The 23,776-nt window shown below is 62.9% G+C and carries 15 protein-coding genes; 1 reads left to right on the forward strand and 14 read right to left on the reverse strand.

The genetic code is table 11. The annotated features are described in order from the left end of the window. Positions 1 to 8: 8 nt before the first annotated feature. Together ACFCV3_RS39130 and ACFCV3_RS39135 are read right to left on the reverse strand one after the other, a co-directional pair. Complete coding sequence (locus ACFCV3_RS39130) at positions 9 to 3,548, reverse strand: glycoside hydrolase domain-containing protein (protein WP_376039564.1); 3,540 nt, start codon at positions 3,546 to 3,548, stop codon at positions 9 to 11. 87 nt (positions 3,549 to 3,635) lie between these two features. Further along, positions 3,636 to 4,631, reverse strand: a complete 996-nt coding sequence (locus ACFCV3_RS39135) for a helix-turn-helix transcriptional regulator (protein WP_376039567.1) — start codon at positions 4,629 to 4,631, stop codon at positions 3,636 to 3,638. A gap of 61 nt (positions 4,632 to 4,692) precedes the next feature. Here ACFCV3_RS39135 and ACFCV3_RS39140 point away from each other — a divergent pair, with 61 nt between their 5' ends. After that, positions 4,693 to 5,823 carry an epoxide hydrolase family protein gene (locus ACFCV3_RS39140; RefSeq protein WP_376039570.1) on the forward strand — a complete coding sequence of 377 codons (1,131 nt, stop codon included), beginning with the start codon at positions 4,693 to 4,695 and terminating at the stop codon, positions 5,821 to 5,823. Between the two features lie 308 nt (positions 5,824 to 6,131). Here ACFCV3_RS39140 and ACFCV3_RS39145 read toward each other — a convergent pair whose 3' ends face one another. From ACFCV3_RS39145 to ACFCV3_RS39200, 12 genes are all read right to left on the reverse strand, one after another. Continuing rightward, positions 6,132 to 6,449 (reverse strand): hypothetical protein, encoded by a 318-nt coding sequence (locus ACFCV3_RS39145; RefSeq protein WP_376039572.1) that lies wholly within the window; start codon positions 6,447 to 6,449, stop codon positions 6,132 to 6,134. A 48-nt stretch (positions 6,450 to 6,497) separates the two neighbouring features. After that, entirely contained in the window at positions 6,498 to 7,517 is a 1,020-nt protein-coding gene (locus tag ACFCV3_RS39150) for a helix-turn-helix transcriptional regulator (RefSeq protein ID WP_376039575.1), read from the reverse strand. 56 nt (positions 7,518 to 7,573) lie between these two features. Continuing rightward, positions 7,574 to 8,335, reverse strand: coding sequence for a class I SAM-dependent DNA methyltransferase (locus ACFCV3_RS39155; RefSeq protein ID WP_376039578.1), 762 nt, complete (start codon positions 8,333 to 8,335; stop codon positions 7,574 to 7,576). Further along, positions 8,332 to 9,573: an MFS transporter gene (locus ACFCV3_RS39160; protein ID WP_376039581.1), complete on the reverse strand. Its 1,242-nt coding sequence runs from the start codon at positions 9,571 to 9,573 to the stop codon at positions 8,332 to 8,334. The genes ACFCV3_RS39155 and ACFCV3_RS39160 overlap by 4 nt, the downstream gene beginning before the upstream one ends. Then, positions 9,540 to 10,475 (reverse strand): alanine racemase, encoded by a 936-nt coding sequence (locus ACFCV3_RS39165; RefSeq protein WP_376039584.1) that lies wholly within the window; start codon positions 10,473 to 10,475, stop codon positions 9,540 to 9,542. Before ACFCV3_RS39165 ends, ACFCV3_RS39160 begins: the two co-directional genes overlap by 34 nt. Positions 10,476 to 11,566: 1,091 nt before the next feature. Next, positions 11,567 to 13,300: a response regulator receiver domain gene (locus ACFCV3_RS39170; protein ID WP_376039586.1), complete on the reverse strand. Its 1,734-nt coding sequence runs from the start codon at positions 13,298 to 13,300 to the stop codon at positions 11,567 to 11,569. Between the two features lie 12 nt (positions 13,301 to 13,312). Continuing rightward, positions 13,313 to 16,228, reverse strand: a complete 2,916-nt coding sequence (locus tag ACFCV3_RS39175) for an ATP-binding protein (protein WP_376039587.1) — start codon at positions 16,226 to 16,228, stop codon at positions 13,313 to 13,315. Positions 16,229 to 16,715: 487 nt separating this feature from the next. Beyond that, the gene (locus tag ACFCV3_RS39180) at positions 16,716 to 17,450 is read right to left on the reverse strand and encodes a hypothetical protein (RefSeq protein WP_376039590.1); all 735 of its coding nucleotides are present in this window, start codon (positions 17,448 to 17,450) and stop codon (positions 16,716 to 16,718) included. Continuing rightward, on the reverse strand, positions 17,447 to 18,049 hold the full coding sequence (locus ACFCV3_RS39185; protein WP_376039592.1) for a hypothetical protein: 603 nt from the start codon (positions 18,047 to 18,049) through the stop codon (positions 17,447 to 17,449). The genes ACFCV3_RS39180 and ACFCV3_RS39185 overlap by 4 nt, the downstream gene beginning before the upstream one ends. A 283-nt stretch (positions 18,050 to 18,332) precedes the next feature. Then, on the reverse strand, positions 18,333 to 19,775 hold the full coding sequence (locus tag ACFCV3_RS39190; RefSeq protein ID WP_376039593.1) for a hypothetical protein: 1,443 nt from the start codon (positions 19,773 to 19,775) through the stop codon (positions 18,333 to 18,335). Positions 19,776 to 20,146: 371 nt separating this feature from the next. Then, positions 20,147 to 21,124 (reverse strand): PD-(D/E)XK motif protein, encoded by a 978-nt coding sequence (locus ACFCV3_RS39195; RefSeq protein WP_376039595.1) that lies wholly within the window; start codon positions 21,122 to 21,124, stop codon positions 20,147 to 20,149. Then, positions 21,124 to 23,685: a Z1 domain-containing protein gene (locus ACFCV3_RS39200; protein WP_376039598.1), complete on the reverse strand. Its 2,562-nt coding sequence runs from the start codon at positions 23,683 to 23,685 to the stop codon at positions 21,124 to 21,126. Before ACFCV3_RS39200 ends, ACFCV3_RS39195 begins: the two co-directional genes overlap by 1 nt. Between the last annotated feature and the right edge of the window lie 91 nt (positions 23,686 to 23,776).

Here is a 23,776-nt window from a genome sequence, read left to right on the forward strand (position 1 = left end):
GGCCTGGGTCACGACGGCAGCGGCCCGCTTTGCCAGGGACCGACACCAGGCCCGTACTGATACCAGTGCCCCAGCGGCCCGGCGGCTGTCGGCGCGAAGTAGTGCAGAACACCTGTGTTGTCCTGGCCGACCGCGCCTTCGCCGCTGACCTGTGCGTAGGCGGTCCCGACGCGGATGACGGTGGCGTCCCAGGGCCCGCTACTTGGGTGGCGTTGCCAGTTGTGGAAGATGCGGTTGTCGGTGGTACGGACGAAGCTGACCAGCTTGCCGGAGGCATCCAAGGCACTGACGGGATCGCCAGCCACAGTGACGGTCTCCGCGTCCCCGTCGACAGTCACTGTCAACGGAAGCAGGTCCCAGCGCCACGGGCCGTTACCCGGGGTGGACTGCCAGCCGTGGACATAAGCACCGGCTGCGTTACGGGCGTGGAAGGTCAGTCGACCAGAGATGTCCTGTGCCATGGCCGGACGGCCCTCCAGCCGGACCACCTCGCCGGTACCGCCCTGCAGGATCCGGTCCCCGGTCCACTGGTTGTTGCCCGGAGCGCTTTCCCAGCCGTGCCACAGCTCGCCGGCCAGATTGCGGACCATGTAGGTGAGGTTGCCCGACACGTCCTGCGCAGTAGCAGGGTCGCCGCTGATGCGGACCCTGGCGCCGCCGCCGTCCGTGATGTAGGTAGCAGTCCACACAGGCGAGCCCGGTGCCGTCTGCCGACCGTGGATCAGGTGACCGTCGACCGATCGGACGAAGTACGCCATCCGCCCAGCGACGTCCACGATCGCCGCAGGACGTCCAGTCAGCTGCTGCTTGGGCCCGTTCGTCGGCGTCAGGTCCAGGAGGACGTGCTGCCCGCTCCGGCTCCACTTGAGGACACCAGCCGACGTCAGTGCAAAGAGGTTCATTCGCCCGGCCGGGTCCAGGGCACTTGCGACAGCCCCCGTGACTCCCGCGGGGAGACTGGTCGCCCTCCAACCGGTGCCGTCCTGCTGCAGGTACCGGATCGAGCCGTCGGCTTGAACCGTCTGGACCGTGAGCAGCCGGTCCGCGTCCTGCCTGCTCCACGTTCCCGGTACCGGGAGGTCGGTCCGGCTGCGCTGGAAGTGGACATTGTCGATGAACACCGTCAACGGCGTACTGCGCTTGGGAGTCCGCAGGTGGATCGAGGTGATCCTCGGAAGGTCACTCACGAGACCGGTGAGCGGTATGACGACTCGCTGATGCTTGCGCGGAGACAGGTAGAACGGGTTGCCGTTGTCGAGCCGGACTGGGTCGTGGAAGTCGCAGTAGATCACCGCTACGTCGTTGGAGTCGTTGTACGCGTCAAACGCCACCGCGTCGATCTTGGACCAGTCGTTGCGCCCGATGGAGTTGTCCGGCCGGTTCTCCCGCGCGGTGTAGAAGTAGACGCCAGACCACGCCGGGTCGGCCGCATTGGCGTTGAAGACCAGCTTGGCCGAGTGTCGCCCGGTCGTGGGGTGCTGGTCGGACCAGGTCGCGCTGGCCTCCTGCGTGATCAGCCGGGCCACATCTGCCGGAGTCTCGAACGAGTTGATGGGGATGTCGTGCGGTACGGCGACCGGCCGGATCTCCACTGTCCGTGTGAACGTGGAGCCGGCAACGGTGATCGCGATGTTCCGCTGGCCCGCAGCGAGGTCCACGACCACCCGGTGCCGCGCACCGGTCGCCGTCGTCTGCACTGGCTCGCTGCTGACCCCGCCGACGGTCACTGGGTTGTCGCGGCCGGTGATGAGCTCGACGACGACACCGTGCGCGGTGGCCCGCGCAATCCGGACCACAGCCGGCGCACTACCGAAGAGCTGGGCCACCTCCGCGCCCACCTGGCGGCGGATGCGGTGGAACAGCGACGGGTCGTCCCGGTACGGCGCGGGGCCCGTGTGGAGCACGTCGTGGTACGACTGCAGCGCCTTCGCCGGTACGGGCAGGTCCCACCCACCTGCGAGTTCAGCGGCCTTGCGGTCGTACAGAGCGAGGTACTCGAAGTCCTCGAACCCGTCGCGCAGGTTGTCCAGGCGGATCGACGGGACCGGGCCGTCCGCACTCGGATACATCAGGTAGCCGTCGCCTGCGTCCCCACCAGGCAGGGGGAACGGGTCGGTCCAGCGGTCGCTGGGCGCGTACCCGCGGTCGTGCTCCCATTTGCCGAAGACGGTGGTCGACCAGAACAACCAGCCTTCGATCCCGTGGCTGTACTGGATCCAGGGCAGCATGCGGGCGCTGACCGAACTGTCGGCGAGGAACATGCTGGGCAGCGGGTAGGCGTGCCGCCAGGCGGTGTACCACCAGACTGTGTCGCCCCGGGCCTTCAGTGCCTCGACGATGCCGGGCAACTCCGGTTTGGGGACGGTGATGACGAAGCACCAGGCTCGGACGAAGTCGAGCAGGTCCTGGTTCGGCGGGTCGGTCAAGGTCAGCACGTGGTCGATGTCGGGCGCTACCGCGGAGACGTCGGCGAAGAACTTCTTGACGTGCGCGAACGCGGCTTCGGTCATCGGCTCGTCAGCAAAGTAGAAGTAGCCGCGGTCCACGATCCCGCGCTCACGCAGGCCTTGCAGAACCTGCCTGACCTTCACGGCATCGAACTTGAAGCCGGTGTTGTAGTCACCGGTGGCATACAGCGGGATCCGGAACCGGCCCGCGCTGGGGTCGAGCAAGTATCGGTCGGCCGACCGGAGGAACTCGGTCGGCTCCGGTTCGAATCCCGGCCCCGGCCACAGCCCATTGGGTGCCGGGGCGGCACGGAAGGGCCCCGGCGGATCGGTAGAGATCAGCCGGTATTTTTTCTGCAGTTCGTAGTATTTCCGCATCATCGGCTCGTGCCGCGGGTCGGTGTGCGTGAGCCCATAGTGTCGCGCGACCTGCTGGTACCAGATCGCGGCGGCCGTGGTCGTACTCGCGGTGTCCGGGATCTCGAACGGCCAGACCTCGACTTCCACCGGGACGGACATCGGGCTGGTACCACCGGTCAGAGTGATGCTGCCGGTATACGTGCCGGCGGGCTGGTCCTTCGGGATGTGCACGGTGAACCAGATGCCTTGGTTGCTGCCGGATCCCACCGCCAGGGTGCGGCTCGGCGGGAGCGGCGCCAACGCATCCGGCCAAGGCCCCGGCATGTACTTCGGCTGACTCTCCGGCCAGGTCTTCTCCACATGCACGTAGTGCTGCTCGAAGACCTCGATCTCCGTCAGCTTCGCGCCACCCGGTCCGGTCAGCTCACCTGCACTGACCCCGAGCTGAGTGGTACCGCTGGTGGTCCGTACGACGAACTGCCCCGATTCGTACTCGTTCCGTGCCGCGGCGAGGCTGATCGCGGCCGGGGAGGAACCAGGGAACGGCCGATCCCGGCGAATCTTGTCGGCCGGGGAGGGCAGCCAGACGGTCAACGGCGCGGCCGCGGCACCAGCCGGCGCTGCGGCCAGGGCGTTGGCGGCCCGGGCATCGAGCAACGGCAAACCAGCTGCGGCGGTACCAGCCGTCAGCCAACCAAGCACCTGCCGACGGCTGGGCTGAGTCTGGGCGGAGTCAGTCATCGCGAAGCCCCTCTGATTATCTATGGACTCCATAGATATAGCGCCTAACCCGCACCCTGCCTAAGCATTCGATCCAGGTGAAACTCCCTAGGAGATCGCCCGGAGATAACGCTCCCCCAGGGTCTTCAGATGCTCCACCAGCCCGGCCGGGCCGTCGACGCGGAAGTCGAGGCCGAGCATCCCGACGTACACCGCGATCATCTCCAGCGAATCCGAGCCCGTCACGAGCACACAGGTCTCCTCGTCGACCGACTCGACGACACCGACGGCCGCATGAATCCGGCTCAGAACGTCGGCCGCCGGAGCGAACACCGTGATCCGGGCGTGCACCTTCCACCCGGTCGACGCGACGTCGCGCAGTACAAAGTCGGTGTAGTCGTCACCCGGCATCGGCTGTGGCTTGTACCGCATACCCGTTGCCATCCGCAACGACATCCAGTCCGCCCGGTACGTCCGCCACTCGTCGCGCTCATCACGGGCGACGACGTACCAGAACCGGTTCCAGCTGACCATCCGGTACGGCTGCACGAGAACCGGAAGATCTGAAGAACGCGCAGATCCTGCATCCCGAGAGAGCGCTCCCTGGGGAACCTCGTAGTCGAACCGCAGGTAGTGCTCGTCGCGGATACAGGCCGCGATCGTGCTCAGGAGAGTCGGATCGATCTCGGGCGCCTCGACGTTCGTGCCCGTGTCGTCGGGCCCCTTCGTCGTGGCCTGATGAACCGCGTTCACCTGACGCCGCAGCCGATGCGGCAGCACCTGCTCGAGCTTGGTGAGAGCGCGCACGCTGCTCTCGGCCATCCCGGCGAGCCCCGCACCCGTCCGCAAACCGACTGCGACCGCGACCGCCTCCTCGTCATCCAGCAGCAGCGGTGGCAGCTTGGCCCCGACCCCGAGCTTGTAGTGACCGGCCGGCCCACGCGCCGCATCGACCGGATACCCGAGCTCGCGCAGCCGGTCGATGTCGTTCCGGATCGTGCGCGTCGTCACCTCCAGCCGATCGGCCAGCTCGGCACCGGTCCAGGCGGGCCGGGTCTGCAGCAGCGCCAGCAACGAGAGCAACCGCGACGACGTCTCCAGCACTGCCCAAACTCCTTGGTTAATTAGGAACCTAATGTTCCTATACGGATTCTACGGTAAAGCCATGAGCACAAACGAGAACATCCGGACCTTCACCGTCGACATCGCCCAGAGCGACCTGGACGATCTGCACGCCCGCCTCGAGCGGACGCGGCTGCCCGAGCCGGCGCCCGGCGACAACTGGGACTACGGCACCCCGAACCACTACCTGCGCGAGACCGTCGACCACTGGCGCAACGGCTTCGACTGGCGTGCCCAGGAAGCGCGGATGAACGAGTTCCCGCACTACCTGACCGAGATCGACGACCAGACCGTGCACTTCATCCACGTCCCGTCGAAGGTCGAGGGCGCGACGCCCCTGCTGCTGGTGCACACCTACCCGGGTTCCTTCGTCGACTTCCTCGACATGATCGGTCCGCTGACGGACCCGGCGGCGTACGGCGGTTCGGACCAGGACGCGTTCTCCGTCGTCGTGCCCTCGATCCCCGGCTTCGGCTTCAGCACGCCGCTGGTCGACCGCGGCTGGACGATGGCCCGGGTCGCGAAGACGTTCGACACATTGATGCGCCGGCTCGGATACGACTCGTACGGCTCGCACGGCTCCGATGGTGGCGCGATGGTTTCGCGGGAACTCGGCGTACTCAATCCTGAAGGCTTCCTCGGACTGCACGTACTGCAGCTGTTCTCGTTCCCGTCGGGCGACCCGGCCGAGTTCGAGAAGTTCACGCCCGAGGACTACGCGGCGCTCGAGCACCTGCAGTGGTTCCAGTCGGTCGGCGGCTACAACGCCATCAACTCCACCCGCCCGCAGACCGTTGCCGTCGGTATCTCCGACTCCCCCGTCGGCCAGCTGGCCTGGAACGAACTCTTCAACAACTTCGGCAACGGCACCAGCCTGGTCACCCGCGACCAGATCCTGACCGAGGTCTCCCTCTACTGGTTCACCAACACCTCAGCCACCGCCGGCCGCTACCACTACGAAGAGGCCAAGGCCGCCGCCGAACCCCAACTCAACCACGCCCCGACCGGCGTCGCCGTCTTCGCCGACGACTTCAAGACCATCCGCCCACTCGCCGACCGCGACAACCCCAACATCGTCCACTGGTCCAACTTCTCCGAAGGCGGTCACTTCGCCTCCCTCGAACGCCCCGGGGATGTCGTCGCCGACCTCCGGAAGTTCTTCCGCAACCTGTAGAGACAACAGATGGGGCCGGTCCACAACGGACCGGCCCTTCTCAATGCCCAGGATGCTTGCCATCGGCACCTACCAGGGCGGGTCGTTCCGGCTCCGGCAGCACGCCTTCTCAGGATCGCGCGGCATGATCCCGGGCTGGATACGTCCCGCAGCGGTCTGCGTCCGGTCGAGGGAGCCCGGGGTGCATGGCACTCCGGGCTCCTTTGGGCTCCACCCTTGTGGAGGGGAGTTCAGGGCAGAGCTTCCTGTGACGAGTCACCCCGCCGTTCGCCTTTGACGCTACGCCGCCCGAACTCGCCTCACAACGTTCAAACGCTCCCTTGGCTCCCCACCAGAAACGCCTCGATCTCCTTGGTGCTGTCGTCCACAGTCGCCCGCTGCACCTCCAGCGAATCCGCCCCGATCGTCAGCACCACCCGCTCCGGACTCTTCCGCCGATGAATCCAGTCCCGCAACTCCGCAACCACCACCGGCGCCACCCCACCCGCCAGCCCCACCGCAATCGCCTCCCCCGGCATCTCCTGCGTAGCCAGGTCCTGCTCAGCCAACTCCTGCCGCAGCAACTGCAACGCCTTCCCCTTCAACCCATCCCCCGCCCGCACCAACACCCAACGCCCTTCGCCCATCCGTCCTCCAGCCCTGTGGATGACTCCCACACTGACACAGCCCGGGGACTATTTGTGGTTGCGTGCTGCTCGGTGGTAGCGGTCGCCTACTGCGCGAACGGCTTCGGCGAGCTCCGGAGCATCCAGTACGTCGAAGTCCGCGTCCAGCAGGCCCAGCCAGAGCGCGAGCTGATGCGGGTTGTCCGAACCGAGCTCGACGATGCACGTGTTGTCGTCAACCACCTCGGGCTCGATCGGCATCGGCATCCGGTTCTGCACATAGAGGCTCGATGCCTCGACCCGAACCCGGGCCCGGTAATGCCACGACGCTTCGCCGACAGAGCGCCGTACCAGATCTCCTGCCTCAGCTTCGGCAAGCTCCCGCGGCGTGAACCGCGCTCCGTTCGGCGTCCTGATCCGCATCCGGTCGACCCGGTACGAACGCCACTCCTCATTGCCCCAAGCAACCAAATACCACCGCCGCCCCCACGAAACCAGCCGATGCGGCTCCACCACCTCAGGCGGCCCTGCATCGCCTACTTCGGCGCGCCCCTCGCGCGGACTGCTCCCGTCCTGCGCCGTCCCCCAAGCCCCAGCCGCAGCCTCGGCCGCATAGTCGAACCGCAGCCGCTCCCGATCCCGAATCGCCCCAGCCACCGCCGTCAACACCTCGGCATCCACCTGCGGCCCACCCCCACCAACCGCCACAGTCGCCGACGAAATCGACCGCACCCGAGACCGCAACCGCGCCGGCAGCACCTGCTCCAACTTCACCAACGCCCGTACAGAGGTCTCCTCGATCCCCGCAATCCCACCCCCGGCCGCCGTCCGCAACCCGACAGCGACCGCAACCGCCTCCTCGTCATCCAGCAACAACGGCGGCATCTCCCCACCAGCCCCCAACCGATACCCACCAGCCACGCCAGGCCGAGCCTCCACCGGATACCCCAGCACCCGCAGCCGCTCCATATCCGTCCGCAGCGTCCGCGTAGAAACCCCCAGCCGCCCCGCCAACTCCGCCCCACCCCAGTCCCGCCGCACCTGCAGCAAAGACAGCAACCGCAACAACCGAGCCGACGTCTCCAACATGTCCCTATCGTGGCGGACTTCCTTCCGCAATCAGAACCGCAACTCCCGAATCGACCTCACTCCGGCACCGGGTTTGCCTTGCGAGAGACGAAGTACAAGTGACGCAACGACTCCGGGACCTCTGCGAGTGGGGTCAGCAGGTCCGCCGGATCAGCCACGTACGTGTCGACCCAGCCCGTTTCGGCCAGAAGTTTCAGGGTCTGATCGACCGGTACGACGATGTTGGTCATCGTGGTCTCGAACCGGTCGTACCGGCCGTCGTCGGCGCGAACCACCCCGGTGATCCGGTAGAACCCGACACCGGCGGCCTCGTTCAGCGCGCCGCGGAAGAGCAGGATCGCCTCCTCGGTGTCGCGGATCTCCATCTTGTTCATCCCACGCAGACCCTCGACGCTCGCCACGTCGAAGGCGAACAACCCACCGGGCGCCACCGCCCGGTACACGCAACCGAGGTACGCCGCCACCTGCTCCATCCCGGCCAGATGGTTCGGGATGTCGTACGTCGAGAAGGCCACATCGAACTGCTCATCCACGGTGAAGTCGGCGGCATCAGCCTCGTACAGAACCGGTGCGTCGCCGAGCCGCGTCCGGGCGCGGGACAGCATGGCCGCCGACCGGTCGAACCCGGTCACGTCGTACCCGGCCTGAAGGAACCGCTCGGCCACTATCCCGGTCCCGCAGCCGATGTCGAGGACGCGACGTGCCTCGGGGACGGCCGACTGCACAAGGCTGAGCAGGGATTCGGCCGACTGGGTCGGATACGGTCGCCAGAACCGGTCGTAGGCGTTGGCGAACCCTTCGACGTAGCCCTCGTTCATTGCTGCACTCCAAGTGGTCGGGGTGTGTGGTGCCGGACAGCGGGTGCGACGAGCGCGCCGGCCGTGGCGAACAGGATCAAGCCGCCGAACAGCAGCAGACCGGCCGCGGGACCGAGGCCGGCGGCGACGTACCCGGCGAACACCGCCCCGGCGGGTTTCAGCGACAGTGCGATGAGGTACTCATACGAACTCACGCGAGAGAGCGCTTCCGCAGGCACCTCGGTCTGCATCAGGGTGTCCCAGAGGACGCCGAAGATGTCCGTCGCGATCCCGGCGCAGACCGCCGACAACACGACCAGCGGCAGCGGCGCCGACGTACCGAGAGCAATCAACGGAAGCGCGAGAGCCGGCAGAAACAGGATGGCTGCCTGGAGCGGTCGCCGAGGCTTGAACCGGATGGCGACGACGACACCGGCGAGCATGCCCACCGCGTACCCGCCGAGCACCATCGACCACGCGAACGCCCCACCGAGCCGCTCTCGCGCAAGCACCGGGCCGAGAACACCAAGCCCAGCCGCGGAGGCCGCGTTGATGACTCCCGCTGCAGCGACCGTCGCCAGCAACCAGCGCCGCGTGCTGACCTCGTGCCAGCCGACCCGGAGATCGCCGACCAGATTGCGCCGCTCCGTCCGGACCGCGCCCGGCAGCCTCAGCAGACTGAGCAACCCGGCTGCCACCAGGTACGTCGCCGCGTCCACGGCGAGCGCCACTCCCGGACCAAGCCAAGCGACGGTCGCGCCGGCGGCGAGCAGACCGCTCACCCTGGCCGAGTTGGTACCCAACCGAAGCTGACCGTTCGCCCGTTGCAGGTCGTCGTTCGGTACGAGCTCCTTGACGGTGCCGGTCAGCGAGGGCAGCAACAGAGCCGAGGCCGCACCGGCAACGAACGCGGCCGCGCACAACACCGGCAGCGGCGCCCACCCGGTCAGCAGCATCGCGGCCAACGCCGCGTAGGCCAGGCACGACACGAGCTCGGCGACCACCAGCACCCGGTACCGCGGGAACCGGTCGCCAATGACCCCACCGAGCAAAAGCAGAGCAAGCTGCGGTACACCCTGAGCCGCAAGGACAATCCCCAGCGTCGCCGGCGTCGTACCCGGCAGTGCAAGCACCCCGAAGGCCAACGCGATAGGCCCGAACGCATTGCCAAGCACCGACACCGTCCGAGCGCCGAAGAACAGCCAGAACCGCGCCGGCAACGCCACTACCCGCGGTCCGCTCGCGCGCGGGGCAGCCACCGGTCGACCACCCGGCCCTCGTCAACCAGCGTGAGCTCCACCCCGTTGTGCATCAGCGCTTTCGCCAAAGGACAGATGTGCCCAGGAAGCAACCTGCCCTGCGTCGGCACAGCCTCAAGGTCGGGTGCCCACGGCTGCGTGCATCCGGCCAACAGATCGACCCGCTCAGCCGCGACGCTCACAGCGACGTCCTCAAGTGCACAAACCCCGGCCTCGGCCATCCCAGCGTCGAGGGTCGCGTACGCACCCGCGACAATCTCGGTCACCCCCTCAACCCTCAGCGCGCCAAGGGCAGTCGGCGTACCGCCCGCACTCACCACCGGGCAGTCAATCCCATCGGCCCGGATCGACTCGGCAGACCTCACCAGCCGCTCCGCCTGCCGCTGCCCAAGCGCATCCCTGGCGGCGATATCTGCCCTGGTTTCCGCACCCGAATACGCAGTGACCCCATCCAGGCGTACGCCGGCCGTCGCATCAACCAGCCGAGCGAGGCTCAGAACCTGCTCATCCGGCAGATGCCGCAGATCAAGGCGAACCCCGATCTCAGCCCCTCCAACAGCAGCCAACGCCCCGAGCCCAGCAATGGTCTCCGCATCATCGACATGAACCGCGAACCGCTCAACGCTCCGAGCCGCTTCCAGGTAAACCGGCCAGCGCCACGCCTCCCGCCACGGCCAAGCCACAACAACATCCCGCACCCCCACGTCAGCGAGCGCGATCGCAGTCCGAGCAGTATGAACGGCCACCCCGGCCGCACCCGCCTTGAACTGGCGAGCCGCCAGCTCAACCGTCCGATGCGCCTTGAAGTGCGCCCGCATCACCCGCCCAGCGACCTGCTGGTGGAACCGCGCAATGTTCTGGTCCAGCAACCGCGCATCCAGCGCCACGGCAACGTCAGTCATCGTTCCTCACACGGTCCGGCCGCGCAGCTGAAGCACGCCCGGCAGCAAACCCATGCCGGACGTGCAGCGCGTTCAATGGCTAGACGATCAGGCGTCTTCCGTCGGGTCGATGCAGAACATGCCGCTACCCTCCCTCACCTAGATGGACACGATCGGCGCAAGGTTAGGTCATCCCCACCCAGACCGTAAGACCTCCAGATTTTCCCCGCCATTCTGCCCAGATCTGAGCTTCGGCCATGCCCGAATTAAGCGCCACCACCCACCCCACGCTCACGAATCGAAGACCCGATCGAAGCAGTTGCCTGCGCCCACCTCAGAACCGCAACTCTCGAATCGCACCCAGATCGATCCCGTACCGCGCATAGACCTTCGTAGTGTTCTCCCCCGTCAACTCTGCCTCCCCCACCCCCAAGGCAGCCCCCACCCGTACGACGTGCTCCCGGGACCGCCCTCAATCTCCAGGTACGGCGGAATCAGCGGCCAAGAGCCGATCTCCAACACGGCCCCATCTACTCAAACTCACCCCGTCGATTCTCCTGATACGACTTCGCCACAAACCCATCTTCCGAGCAACTGATCACTCGCCTCGAAGTCCCCAACCACCCACCACGGTCTCCGTCGTCCCATCAAACCCGTCGTGCGAAATCTCCCCTGCCGCGACGGATACCGCACCCCCGGTATCCCGCAGCCGACCCCATCACGACGCATTCCCAGCCCCGATGTCATCTACATACCGCCTCACAAGTCGATCCCCCGCACGACACCCATTCATGCGAATGAATATCGGCAGACGTCCCGCCCGGATCGACGTCCAATATCTTCGCCTCGAACTCGACCGGCATCGAGCAACACCTCCGCACGCACCCCATCCTTCGCAACCTGAATCGGCAACGCTGCGCCTTCGGCTCCGCGCTGGACCGCCTCCTTGGAGATCAGCGTCAGCGATCCGAGCGTCTAAGGCCCACACCCCTGTGCCTCAGCGGAGCTGGGCAAGGCGGTGCCGCCTCAGTCATCAACATCGACGAGTCGGAGCCGACCTCGCAGCTCCACCAGATTCCAAACTCCGCAAAGCCGACATCGCCAGCGTGAACCTATTTCCTTCCCGATCGACGAAGATACTCAAATTCATTAATTCCAGTGCGTCCCAAATTCGTGACCAAGTGCGCAACGATCTGATTCGCCTTTTCCGGCCTCAGATCGCCGACCCATTCGAAGACAGGATTCCCAGCCCCGGCTCCAGCATCGCCCCCTTGAACACTGGACGATCTAGAGCCATAAAACCTCCATCGCGAATCTTCCGACCCCCAGAGCGCCTGGACCATTCCCACGTCCGAACTCGCATCGAACGACGCGACCCGCACATCTGAAAGCTTCACGCCGTCTCGAGATAGCGCTACGTAGCTATCTCTACTCCCTACCACAATATCGAACACCTCACTTTCAGCGCTTGCCGTCGACAGCGGCATTAGCGGAAAGGCGACACTCCCGCTCAATCTAACGCTGTCACAAAGAGGCTGAAGACAGAGAAGGTACTTCCCATCATCGCCTCTCAATAGCGCGCCGAGTCGAAGGAGCGGCGCAGGCGTGCCCTTGCCGTCATGCTCAGGGGTCCTGGCAAGGCTAGAGAGAGCCCCAAACGCTAAATCAATCGCGAGCGACTCAGAATAGATCTCATGCTCTTGCTCAGACCGACTGAAGAGCGAGGTCGTACTGCTACACCTGAGCGGTACATCAGCATTATCGATTCGAACCTTACCGTTCGAATCGAGCCCATTCGTCAGGATCTCCCTCGCCTCACCCAGAGTCACTGACCGATAACTCTGACCGAATTTCACCTTATTTAGCATCCGCTTTTCAGGAAGATTCCCTAGTAATTGCTCAACGCGAGCTTCAATCGGAGCTTCATAAACCGCAGAAGCCACTTCTACCGTCGAGAGCAACGATGTCACTTCGCTACTGACTAGAGAATGAGCGAATTGCTCGGCGCCTACACTGTCGGTCATCGCGCGATGACTTATGAATGCCGAATCCAAATTCCGATCGAACCGCGCGAGCAGGCGATGAGCATTGTCTCTAATACTGGAGATCGCGGCCAAAGCGAGCTGAGGTAACAAGCCGACCCCGGCTAGTTCGCAAAATTCATAAATCATCCGAGCTGGCAACTCAGCCTCAGTACAAACTGCCCCGTCAGGAGGCGCACTGTGGTGCGGCTTCGCGACGACGAGGATCCGGAGGCTATCCACTGAGACCGACAGACTTCCATGGTCCACAATGACTTGATCAGTGTATGCATGTAGATCACAAATTACAGCACCGATACGATCAACAATCGAATGGAGGTCAGGCGTTGCGGTGTAGATGCAAATCAATCGCAACCGATTGCCGGCCTCGATGTCGTGAGAAACTATATTCTTCACGAGTCCGAGACTAGTAGTCTCTTCCCCAGGCCCCGACTTTATCTCATCCGAGCGACCAAGGAGCCAATCGAGCACTACAATGTCAGATCTCACCGCGAGTGATTCGACGCGGCCGAGGTCGTCAGGTGATGGACCGCGGGGCTGCAGGACGGCGCAGGAAATTCCGTGGTCCGCGAAGCTTTCCACGACCTTCATGCTATCGAGTGAATGGTCCTCGCCAGGGACTCTATCCAATCCAAATTCATCGCCTTCTGAGGCTCGCTGATCATAGTCCATCTCCAGCGACGCCGTTCCGAGTGTGGCCTCTTCGGCCGCATACTGATCATTTCCAACTTGGATTTCGTCATCCACGACTAGAGCGGTCTGCAAAAAGGCGGTTGTCCGCATCATGGCGAAGTCTTGGCTCACTTCTTCCCCTCACTAACCTGGACCGATCGGCGTCAACCTAAACGACGCCCCTTCCCCATCTGCGTCTTCAAGACTCAGATCCCAATTCTCGCGCGCTAGCAGTTCCCTAGCAAGTGCGAGACCGAGCCCACGACCCCCTCGCCGTCGACTAAAACCACGTTCAAATATCGCGTCCCGATCGCGCGGACGAACGCCGGGACCATTGTCTCTCACATACAAGGCCGACTCATCTGCATCTAACAAGATGAGCCCATCGGTCTTATGGGCAGCGCCGGCCCAATGAATCGCATTGTCCACAAGATTGATAAATGCGGGATAGAAGGTGCTGGGATATCCAGTCAGGCGCCAGGATCGAAAGGTGCTTGTCACTTCCAGCCGAAGATCTGCGCGACTTATCCGCTCAGCATAGACTCGCTGAATAAATTCAGCAATTTCCTCACCGGTAATCGTTACAGTCTGTCGATACAGTCTCCGCTGGAGCGGCGTAAAGAGTCGCAGATAGCCATCGAGGTGCGCGAAAGACTCGCGCAAGTCACGCACGATTGGCGCGAGCCTTGGCGTATTCCGCGCCCACGGAGACAAGCGCTGCAGCCCAGCCCTTACCGACTTGATACTGGCCTCGAACTCATGACTAACAATCTGAACGGCTTGACCGAGCTGCATCAGCTCTAGATTCTGATCGATTTGAGCTTGAAGGTCCAGCACCTGCTCCTGGAGCAGAATGATGTCGCGCTCCACCGCAGTACCGGAATCGCCCATCATCTGGGCCGAGCGGCGACTCAGGTCGCTGATGTTTGAGCTATGGAGATTCTCGGCTTCCCTAATTCTCTCGACCAGTTCTGCTTCGACATTCGACTTTATGACCGTCCCACGGAGGATCTGACGAACATCAGTCATCGCGGTATCGAATTGACCTATTTCGGCGACGATAAGCTCAGACACATGTGCCGACATGGCAACAAGAGTCGCATCCGCGTCCGCAGCCAAATTCAGCAATATCGCATGGGCCGCATCGATCGTCGCCAGAACGCGTTTGACGCGCGCCGCAGATGCGGCTGCTTTAGCGTCGCTGGCCGCATCGACCTCGGAACGCTCCACGAATTCAGTGGCCTTATCGCGGGCGGTCTGCAACTCACGCTTCCCCTTGGCCGCAATCTTCTTATAGGACAGCCACTCTCGTTCCTGATCTGACGTCAAAGCCAGTTCTGCTGGCTTGGAGAAATCCAGCGCAATGGCCACATCATCCATGGCTCGCCGAGCATCTCGTTCCAGTTCGAGGCGCCTATTTGCGGACAATTCAACATTTGGAGAGAAGAGCGCTGAATCAAGTTCCGCAAGGGTCGCATTCAGGTCCGCCGACAATCGACCAGATTCAATATAGTTCATGCGCTTCTCAAGCTGGCCAGCGAACTTTTCGCGGGCACGCTGTTCAGCTTTCTCCTGCCCCGCCCTGGAGCTGGCCCGTCTTTTGAGGCGGTCTCGTTGGACTTGCCACTCGTCCGATCGATCGTCAGTTGTCGAAAAGTAGTTGGCCGCGATCTGGACAAGGAAATTCTTCAAGATGTCCGTGAAATCACGATATGCGCCGTTATCTCGAAATCCTTCTCGCCCAGCTTTCTCTTGCAGACTAGGATTACTGTCACTATCTATCTCAATTGCACCAAACATCCTTCGATACGAGAAGAAAAATCGACCGACATTGAGCGTTCGACGCCGCTCTATCTCAAGGTAGTCATTGTCGGCGTTTCCGTATGGAAGCACGCGTATGCCATCGCGGTAGACATACAAGCCGCCGATTCGCTGAAGCTTCGATGTCATCAGCGCCCAGTCCTCAGCAGAAAGCCGCGAATCGCTCGCTGATCCCTGCACGTACCCGAATCTTAGCTTGAATGGACCACATCGAGTACTGCGACCGCGTCCCGCCATCCACGGCTCGGTAAAGCGGACCGGCTGCCCACCGTAGATGGACACCTGACCGTGAAAGGAACCCGTCTTGTCGAACTCACCCTCAATTGTATGATCGGTCAACTCGAAATCTTCGGGTTCCCAGAATCGACCTGGCTCGATCAGATCAAGCGCGCTGCCGCCCGTGTGTAACACAAAGCGCGCGCCGAGTTCAGGTGCTGGTCGGTCAGGAAGCATGGTATTGGTGAAGCCAGACAGAAATCGTTGAAATGGGCTTACGGCGACATCATCCCTGCCGTCTGGGACCTCCATTGCCGCATCGAGTTCGTCCCGCACAGGCGTGACAAGGAAGGCGCTGCCAGCGTGATCGAAGAGATTCGGGCCATGAAGCCTCAAGAGTGGCTGCGGATCAAAGTCGAGCAGCGAGAGCTGGTCTCGGATCTCTGCTGCACGGACGCTCGACACCTCGTCGCCTAAGGCATTCAGGCAGTTGTCTATATCGTCGCCCATCGAGAGGATGACTTCCCTCGTCAGGTCGGACGCTGAGTCAAGCAGCCTTACCGGAACGACTACGTCATCCAGAGTCAGGCCCGGAACCTCGAACATTGACCACTGAACGAGGGCTACTACGACGTCTCCATTGGCCGATGGCGACAGCGATCTGGTAATCAGCAGCAGCTGCGGCCCGATGCTGGCGATCGCCAACCGCCCGATACCCTTCTCGCCCATCTGTACGCGGGCGGGCATCCCGGCCGGGCGCAGGGGCAGCGCTCGCTGTCCATCTCGAGCCTTGCTGTCGGTGCCGATGGTAAGCCACCTAGTGTGGAAGTCGTCCCTCGTCATCCCGATGCCATTGTCTCGGATCAGCAAGACTCGGCGATCCGGAAAGTAGTCCGCACGGACAGAGGTCGCATACGCATCGTAGGCGTTCTTGAATAGCTCCGACACTGCGGTCGGCACGCCCGCTATCTGCTGCCGACCAAGCATGTCCACGGTCCGTGCACTCGTCAAGAACTTCGCCATCGCCAATTCTTCCTATCTAACCAAATCACGAGTCCGGCTAGCTGCGTCTCACCTTACAAGACTCACTCGGCGCCCGTGCCATCATGCGATGGAGACGGCCAGACCGGCTTGCCGGGAACTCGCGATCGCATGGGTCTCCAAAGCACAAGAGAGTCGCTGTTTGGCCATCATGTCCAGCTTCGCCATTTCTAAGAGCGGCGCCGTCTGCGCAAGCCAAGGCCGACGTATACCGAAGGCTGCAGTCGAGTCCTATCCTCACGCTCCTAGATGTGTCCACCACTGGCCGGGCTGTTAAGCCGTCACCCGAAGGCAATTCCGACCGCGGCTGGTGGGACGTCTTCTCAAATACAACTGGTCCTCACAGTTTCGAATAGAGCCGTCACGCTAGTGACTCCGGAAATCTGGTGACCTGGCTCGCTGACGGAGGTGCTGTTCGGGTAGATCGGCTACACTTCGCGCCTCGTCGAAGGTTCCTCGCTACAACTTGTCAGGATCCGTCAGGGCGCCCGAGGAGGCTCGTGACCGACTCCTGAACTATGGCTTGACACCACTTATGTAAGGTCGCATCTTCGAGCGCACGTATATCGATGAACGCGAGCTGACGTCGAAGGCGCTTCGTGACGTCTCGGATGATCTGACGCCGAGTGAGGTCTGCAGGCTTTGCATGAACGATCGCAGCGCCGATGCTGCGCACCAGGCGGGGGTCACCGCCGATCGACCGCCTCTCGAGAAGCTGGTTTAGGTCGCTCTCCGTTAGATGGTCGAGCAATCGCGGGTCGGAATCGAACACAACCGCCTGCCACCACAGACGTGCCCACGTATGTCGAGTTAGATCAGTGGCCAACCACCGCTCGATATTGTTGGTTCCGAACCGCCAGAGGGTAATACCCGAGAGCGGAACCAGGGATACGAACGACCAGACAGACCGCGACCCCGCCTCGGCCCAGGTGATGTCGACCATTCTTCGGACCAGCGGAGCGCACGCTCTGTCGAAGGCCACTCTTGTAGCGTCAGGTGCAGGATCTGGATAGCCGTGTGCTCTGGCCAGCCGCGTTATAGCCACGGTCAACTCGGAAATCTTCAGCTCGGCGACGCGCTCCCCGACCGGCGCATAGATCTGCTCCGAATGACGGCTCGCGTCGCGGCAAGGGGCACCGGCACGGATCTTCTCGTACTCCTCGCGCGCGACGGCGTCCGGCAGGCGGGGCCACAGTACCGTCACTCGAACCTCCGCCCCTGCCCCGAAGCGCGGATGAGACCCGCCAACGCCGTTCGGAACAACGGCACGTCTTGCGGACCCAACTGGGCAGGCAAGCCATCGCCGCCGATAGCGCGCGCGAGCGTGCGACTCAGCACGTGGCCCACGGTGTCGGCAGGCCAGAATTCTCTGTCCTCGAGATCGCTCCGATGGGCTAGCGCAAGCTCCAACAGGATCGTGCCAACGCCGTGCATCAACTCGTCGATCAACGCCTGCTGGCGGCTGTTCTTCGCTCCGCGCTCGACCGCCTTCATCAGTTCGGCGTCGAGGCGATTTAGCAGCAGCCGGAACGCGCCGAGGAACGGAGCGCTCAGATCCTCGGATGTCTCGAGGTGCCACGACGCGGCCGGATGTAGGTTCGTGTGACTGAAGTCGATACCGTGCACCGGGAACATCGAGAGGGTCCCCTCCAGAGCGACCTGTCGATGATCTTCGGCCAGAACTGATCCCGCGATGTGAGCTATGCCTGGCACAAGTTGTGACGGGACGGAGGCCAGCGTCAAGGTTGTCCTGATGCGCAGCACGCCGCCGACTCGGTCGCCGGGTATTACGGCCTCAAGCATGACCGGGCCTGAGTCCCTGACTGCGATCGGCCGAGCCGCTTCACTCATCCCAGACGTCGAGCTTGTCCAGGAGGTCGTCGCTACGATGCCTGCTTCCTCGGGTAGCTGTGTCTCCGCCCTTAGTCGTTCATAGTCAACCCGAACACGCCGGCTGACTCTCAGGTCGATACCCGTGTCCCAGCCATCGATTGCCTCCGGCAACTCAACCGAACGCTCACCGTCGACTAGCCTCCACGGCTCCCACACGACTGTGGTCGCGCTGGGCACCAGATACGGGAGAACATCAGAGGGCATCTGTCTCCTCCCTCAGTTTGAACCGCACCACCGCGTCAGGTATGTAAGTCGAGTACACCCACCATTCGGTGCAGTCTGCGGCTCCGACTGTTATGAACTCAGCGCTCGAAACATTGCCGTCGGCGGACCGCCAACCGGTGATCTCTGGAGTCAGCGCTCCTGCCGGCGGGTCAGACTCCCGACCTCCTCCGTCCACAACGACCGAAACCTCGGCTCTCACGTTGCGCACGGTTGGCGAGTTCGGAACATGAACCTTCGCCACCAGATAGAGGATCTCCTCGTATCGCTCCAGCCGCGGTCCTTCGACGATGCGAGGAGCCGTCCCGTTCCTGGCACCTGACCTGCTTGCTCCCCCGGGGCCGGGACCGGCGAGTCCAGCTCCGACTCCGTCGATTGCAGGCAGCAGGGAGGCCAACCGTGATGACAGCGCACCAAGGCCTCCTCCCTGGCCGCCAGCAGCAGAGGTGCTTAGCCCAAGGGTTGTATCGACGGTCTTGGTAACGAAGTGCCGCGCTCCTTGAACAACGCCACGGGATGTCCCGCTGAGCCCCTTCTCCACCCAGTCGTCATGCGTAGGCGGCTCGGCCGAGGCGAATATCGCGTCTGACTCTTCAGTGGACTTGAATACGGCTCCATAGCGAAGGAGCGGATCAGGATGTGGGCTGGTCGGCAGATAGTCGACGACGAGCTCGGCAATGCGCATGCGCGCCACGTGATGCGGGGGGCCGTCGAACGGACGAGCAGCATCCACTATGTGCTCGACGTTCGGTGACCCCATCTGCGCTCCTTGAACAGATAGGGCGAACTGGCCAGCGAGCTTCGGTGCGACGGTTCGCTTGTATTGCACGTGATCACCGCCACGGATCTTCGTCAGGCTGTCAACAAACGGTCGAAGATCGGAGACATTCGCCGGTTCGGGAACACCGATCGACTGGCCGTTGACCTTGACATCCAAGACCATTTGACGCAGGTCGCCTTCGGCCATCGTTTTCGGCCAGAGATGCCACAGCATTGAGGATGCCAGGAACGCAGCAGCTTCTTCGACCGTCCGTAGACGCTGTTCATCAACGTCGTCAACTGTGCCCAAGTCCGCGCCGATCAGGACGACATCGGTACCGGTTCGGCCATCAGCGAACCCGGGGAGGCCCAGGGAAGCAGCCAACTCCTCTGCCTCAATGTTCAGGAACGGATCGGGCTTGCCGTCGGTCGCCGTGTCTGCCCACCAGTGTCTACCGGTGAACCTGAGATCGTCTTCGTACCAACTGTTACCCAACGCGGCTCCCATCAGGCGCCGCTCGTTTGCCAAGGTAAGGGTGTCGACCAAAATGGCCGAGGTCAGGCTGAGTCGGTAGAAGATCCCCTTGCCGAAGCCGTAGGTGCCTCCCCCGAACTCGTTGTCGTTCGGTTCGCCTACGTTGCGCAGGAACTGCACGAAGTCGGGCCTTTCGTCGGCTCCGGGCCTTCTACGCGCCCTAAGCGGCCCTCCCAAACCACGAGTTGCGCGATCCGACACGACAACCACGACGGAATCAGCCGTCAGATTCTGCTCCAGGGGCACCTCGGCCCCCGCGGGAGGTCCAGGTAGAAGCAGCCGCCGCCAATCCCCTGCCCGCTCGCCGAGGGTCTCCAGACGGATTTGGAAATCGACGGGTCCGGCCCCCGTCCTAGCGTCCCAACTGTTCTGCGCAGCCTCGCGCACCAGGACCGTCAAAGGATCGAGCTGCGGGCGACCCAACTGCTTCACGATTCCCTCAGCCGCGGCTGAGCCTTCATCAGCAAACGGCTGCGACCACCACCTCGACGTCATAACAGCACCTCACGTGCGATATCAACTAGGGAAGCGTTTACGGCGAAAGGGAGGAGGCTCTGGCGGTCAATCGAGTAAGTGACACTCCGCACGCCTTCTGGCAGGCGCGAAGTCGTCAATGAGGTCGACACAAGTCGCGGAACAGACGAGGTTACGCGGACGCCGGCTACCTGACCGACTGCGTACCGGTCGCCTCCGAACGGGTCGCTCTCGGACCAACCAACCGCCATCAGCCGACTCTTGAAGAGAGCTGGGTTGTTGACACGACTTCCGAGATCACTCACAAGGTCGTCGATCGACTGACCTTGCGGATCCTCGACAACAGTGATCAGAACAAGTTGTAATGGCTTGCCGTCGTGAGCGTCCAACTGCTCCAGGCCGTGAATGCGGACGTCCTCCGTCTCGATCCCCAGCGCCTTGACTTCGATGCATGCGCTGCTGAGCTCAAGATCGTGCGGCTGACCTAACGGACCTGTCCAGGACGCAACGTCGAAGTCCGGGTCGACGTCGACAAGACAGCTGAGGCAGCTCAGTTCGCCGAACAGACCGCGCCTCGCTTCAACGCCAAGACCGCGGACGAGGTCAGCACGAAAGAGGCGCCTCCATCGAGCGACAACGTCGAGAGTCGCTGCTCCCGTATCTTGCGTGGCTTGAACTGCTTCGACAACGTCTTCGACGACGTCGTCGAACTCGAGGTAAAGCTCCGGCTGGACGCAGGTCAGATCGATGTACGAGTGTTGACTCTCTCCGAATACCAGGGACCGTTGCTCGACCACCAAGGCGGAACCTCGCTGCGCTGAGATCGCATGCTCGCCATCGACGGGCACCAACAGGTGGCGAGCGCCAGAGCGGTCGACTGCCAACCTGCACGACGTCTCGGCGGAGCGCACGTCGAGCGGAAACGACGCCAAGTGCCCGTCTGTACGTGGCTCAAGGACTGCCCATCCCCGCTGCAGAATCTCTCTGGTGTCCACTACTCCGCGAGCTCCGTATCGGTCTCGATCGCATCTTCAAGATCTTCCTGCTCAACATCGGTCAAATCGACCGCGAGGTGTGTCGCGACGACGCTGTTCTTCTTAGCTGCCTGACCGGGAAAGACCAGGCCGATACCAACGACGGTCCGCAGGGCATCGAGTTCTAGCCGCTCCTTCGATCCCGCGGCCCGTGCCTTGCTAGGAGCAGTGGGTTTGCTGGCTGGATCGATCGGATAGACGACAATCAGCCCACGATCCTTGTGATGCTGATCCAAATCCCTCAGATCCTTCAGCCTCTCTTCGCTCATGGCCTGTGCGTCAGTGGTGGAGATGTCGAGGTCAAGCACCCGATCCTGCTTGCTCATCAGGGTCTTGATATCAGCTCTTGTCTCGTCTCCGTCGTCGAGACGAGATCGGAGCACCGACCCCACCACGACTCCACCCAACTCGACTGGAGTCCCTCCGCCCGGAACAATGCACACCGACCATCTGGACAAGCTCGGCGGATCGGCCTCGAGCTGCTTGTCGATGTACTTGAGCAGAAGACTCGGGTCCATGTCCGGTGAATCGGGATGCACCCTGTAGGTCGACAAGAAGTCCTTGACGACGCCTGCGGGCACATCGCGAAGTACGACGGCCGTGCCTTTGTCGCCTCGACGGCCGTGGCGCAGCGACTCCTGGACCAGGGCACGAGTCGCCTCCAGATTCTTCTCCAGCCAGTCGCCGTCTCGGGTAAAGAAGTAGCGAGTTTGTAACCGGCTTCCAGCGTAGGAAACTTCAGCTGGCTGGGCTGCGCCCATCTTTGCTGTGATCCGCAGCGACGGATGAGTTCTGATCCGGACAGCAACCTGCAAAGGGGTGAGATTTTGCCGTTGATACCTGTCGATGTCATCGCGCATCTCGTGCTCGACCGTCGCCAAATGCCGGAATGCAGCCGCGAGACTGCTGGTCATCCAAATCCTCGGCAGCTCTTCGTAGCCCGTGCGATACCCGAACCATCGACCCATCTGCAGGAGAGTGTCATACGCGGTTGCTCCGCGTACGAAGAGACTGACGACCAGTCCTTCGAGAGTGAGTCCCCTGGACAGCGTGTTGCCGCCAACCGCAATGGCTACGACCGGCCCCTTGCTGTAGTCGAGGCGGTCCTGGCTCCGATAGTTGTCCAGGATCACCTTTGTGGCATCGATCACCGATTGCAGATGAAGCAGGACTTCGTCAAAGGTGAGCGACTTCCGATCCCACTCCTCGGCCGGCACCTTTGACGACTCCTCGACCCATCGCATGCGCCACTTCTCGAGATCATCCGCATCGCCCCGCGCAAGTTCACGCAGGGCCGCGGCACGCAGTCCCTGCAACGGGCTCTTGAAGGCTTCGTGCACGTCGATCTTCACGGAGGTGTGGATCAGCATCGTGCTGTGACCATCGTCTCCGCGGGCTCGTCTTGCGGCCGTCGCCAGCCAGAACCACCGCACCGCGTCGACCAGACTGTCAGTCATCTCGGGTTCGAAGTCGGACGCCGATGCCCGTCCGACTGGACGGAGTGCAGACATATCGCGCTCAGGTACCAGACGAACCATGTCGTAGCCGTCAGACGCCGCCCCCTCAAGCTCCCCCTCGACCACGTCGCGCCCGAAGATCATCTCGGGTCCGAAGTAGCCTTCTGGCCGAGGCAGGTTCAGGATGAAGGACTTCGGGTACAGATCGTCTTGGTTCGGAGCGATGAATACGTTCGCGAAGGGTGTGGCCGTGTAACCCACGTATGTACACCTGGGCATCAGCTTGAGAAGTCGTCTGATCAGCGGATTGATCTGGGCTGTCGCCACCGAGGCCTGGTCTGCCTCGTCGTCGATGACTAGCACCCGAGCCGTCTGTAGAGCGTCGCGGCCATCTGGCGTATCGAGCCATCGGACGATCCGCTTCAGAACGGCAGTGTTCTTCTTCGCTACGATGAGGATCGGCTTGTTCGAGCTGAGCAGCGCCGAGGCACGCTGCGGAGGAGCAACGAAGTCTGTGGACTCCTGGGTCATCGTGACCCACTTGTCCTTGTTCAGATCCTTGAGTAACTCGTCGAGCCGGACCTGTGTCTGCCGTCGCAGCCCGTTGTGAATGCCGGACAGCACGATAATCATCCGATAGTCGACATCCGCAAGTTTCGCGATAACGCCAGTGAAGTTTGTCGTCTTGCCACTCTGTACGTAGCCAACGACCAGACCTTTCGCGTCCCAGTTAGGACGTGACGGGCGCGGCGTGTGCGCGACAACTGTGCTCGATGCTCTATCGACCGACTCGAGCCGATCCTTCGGCCACTCTTGGCGACGAAACTCGCCCTCCAGCGCGGGCCAGAAGATATCCGTCTCGCTGGCTCCGCTATACCAGGGGTCTTGTCCCGCGGCGATAACCGGCGGCCCCCCGGCCTCCACTCGTGCCCGGTCACGCTCGAACTGCTCGCGGAAATCATCGACCTGCGCCGGAAGAGACAGCCGGAAGCGATCGACTGCGGCCTCAATCCCATGAAGCCTCGCCCAATGCGCGAAGACTGGGTACAGACCTGGATCCGTCATCGTTCTCCTGCCGATCGTCTTGACGTACGGAGCCAACCCGCCGAACCCACCTACCCAGCGTGAGATGTACGTCAGCCGCAGCCTCCCCGAG

This window comes from Kribbella sp. NPDC056345 (assembly GCF_042262745.1).
GTDB lineage: Bacteria > Actinomycetota > Actinomycetes > Propionibacteriales > Kribbellaceae > Kribbella.

What these genes read in the sequence shown, in the direction of transcription:
- ACFCV3_RS39175 (WP_376039587.1), bottom strand. Translation starts at nt 16,228, where the DNA reads ATGGCGAAGTTCTTGACGAGTGCACGGACCGTGGACATGCTTGGTCGG.
- ACFCV3_RS39165 (WP_376039584.1), bottom strand. Translation starts at nt 10,475, where the DNA reads ATGACTGACGTTGCCGTGGCGCTGGATGCGCGGTTGCTGGACCAGAAC.
- ACFCV3_RS39145 (WP_376039572.1), bottom strand. Translation starts at nt 6,449, where the DNA reads ATGGGCGAAGGGCGTTGGGTGTTGGTGCGGGCGGGGGATGGGTTGAAG.
- ACFCV3_RS39140 (WP_376039570.1), top strand. Translation starts at nt 4,693, where the DNA reads ATGAGCACAAACGAGAACATCCGGACCTTCACCGTCGACATCGCCCAG.
- ACFCV3_RS39200 (WP_376039598.1), bottom strand. Translation starts at nt 23,685, where the DNA reads ATGACGGATCCAGGTCTGTACCCAGTCTTCGCGCATTGGGCGAGGCTT.
- ACFCV3_RS39155 (WP_376039578.1), bottom strand. Translation starts at nt 8,335, where the DNA reads ATGAACGAGGGCTACGTCGAAGGGTTCGCCAACGCCTACGACCGGTTC.
- ACFCV3_RS39185 (WP_376039592.1), bottom strand. Translation starts at nt 18,049, where the DNA reads ATGCTTGAGGCCGTAATACCCGGCGACCGAGTCGGCGGCGTGCTGCGC.
- ACFCV3_RS39130 (WP_376039564.1), bottom strand. Translation starts at nt 3,548, where the DNA reads ATGACTGACTCCGCCCAGACTCAGCCCAGCCGTCGGCAGGTGCTTGGT.
- ACFCV3_RS39150 (WP_376039575.1), bottom strand. Translation starts at nt 7,517, where the DNA reads ATGTTGGAGACGTCGGCTCGGTTGTTGCGGTTGCTGTCTTTGCTGCAG.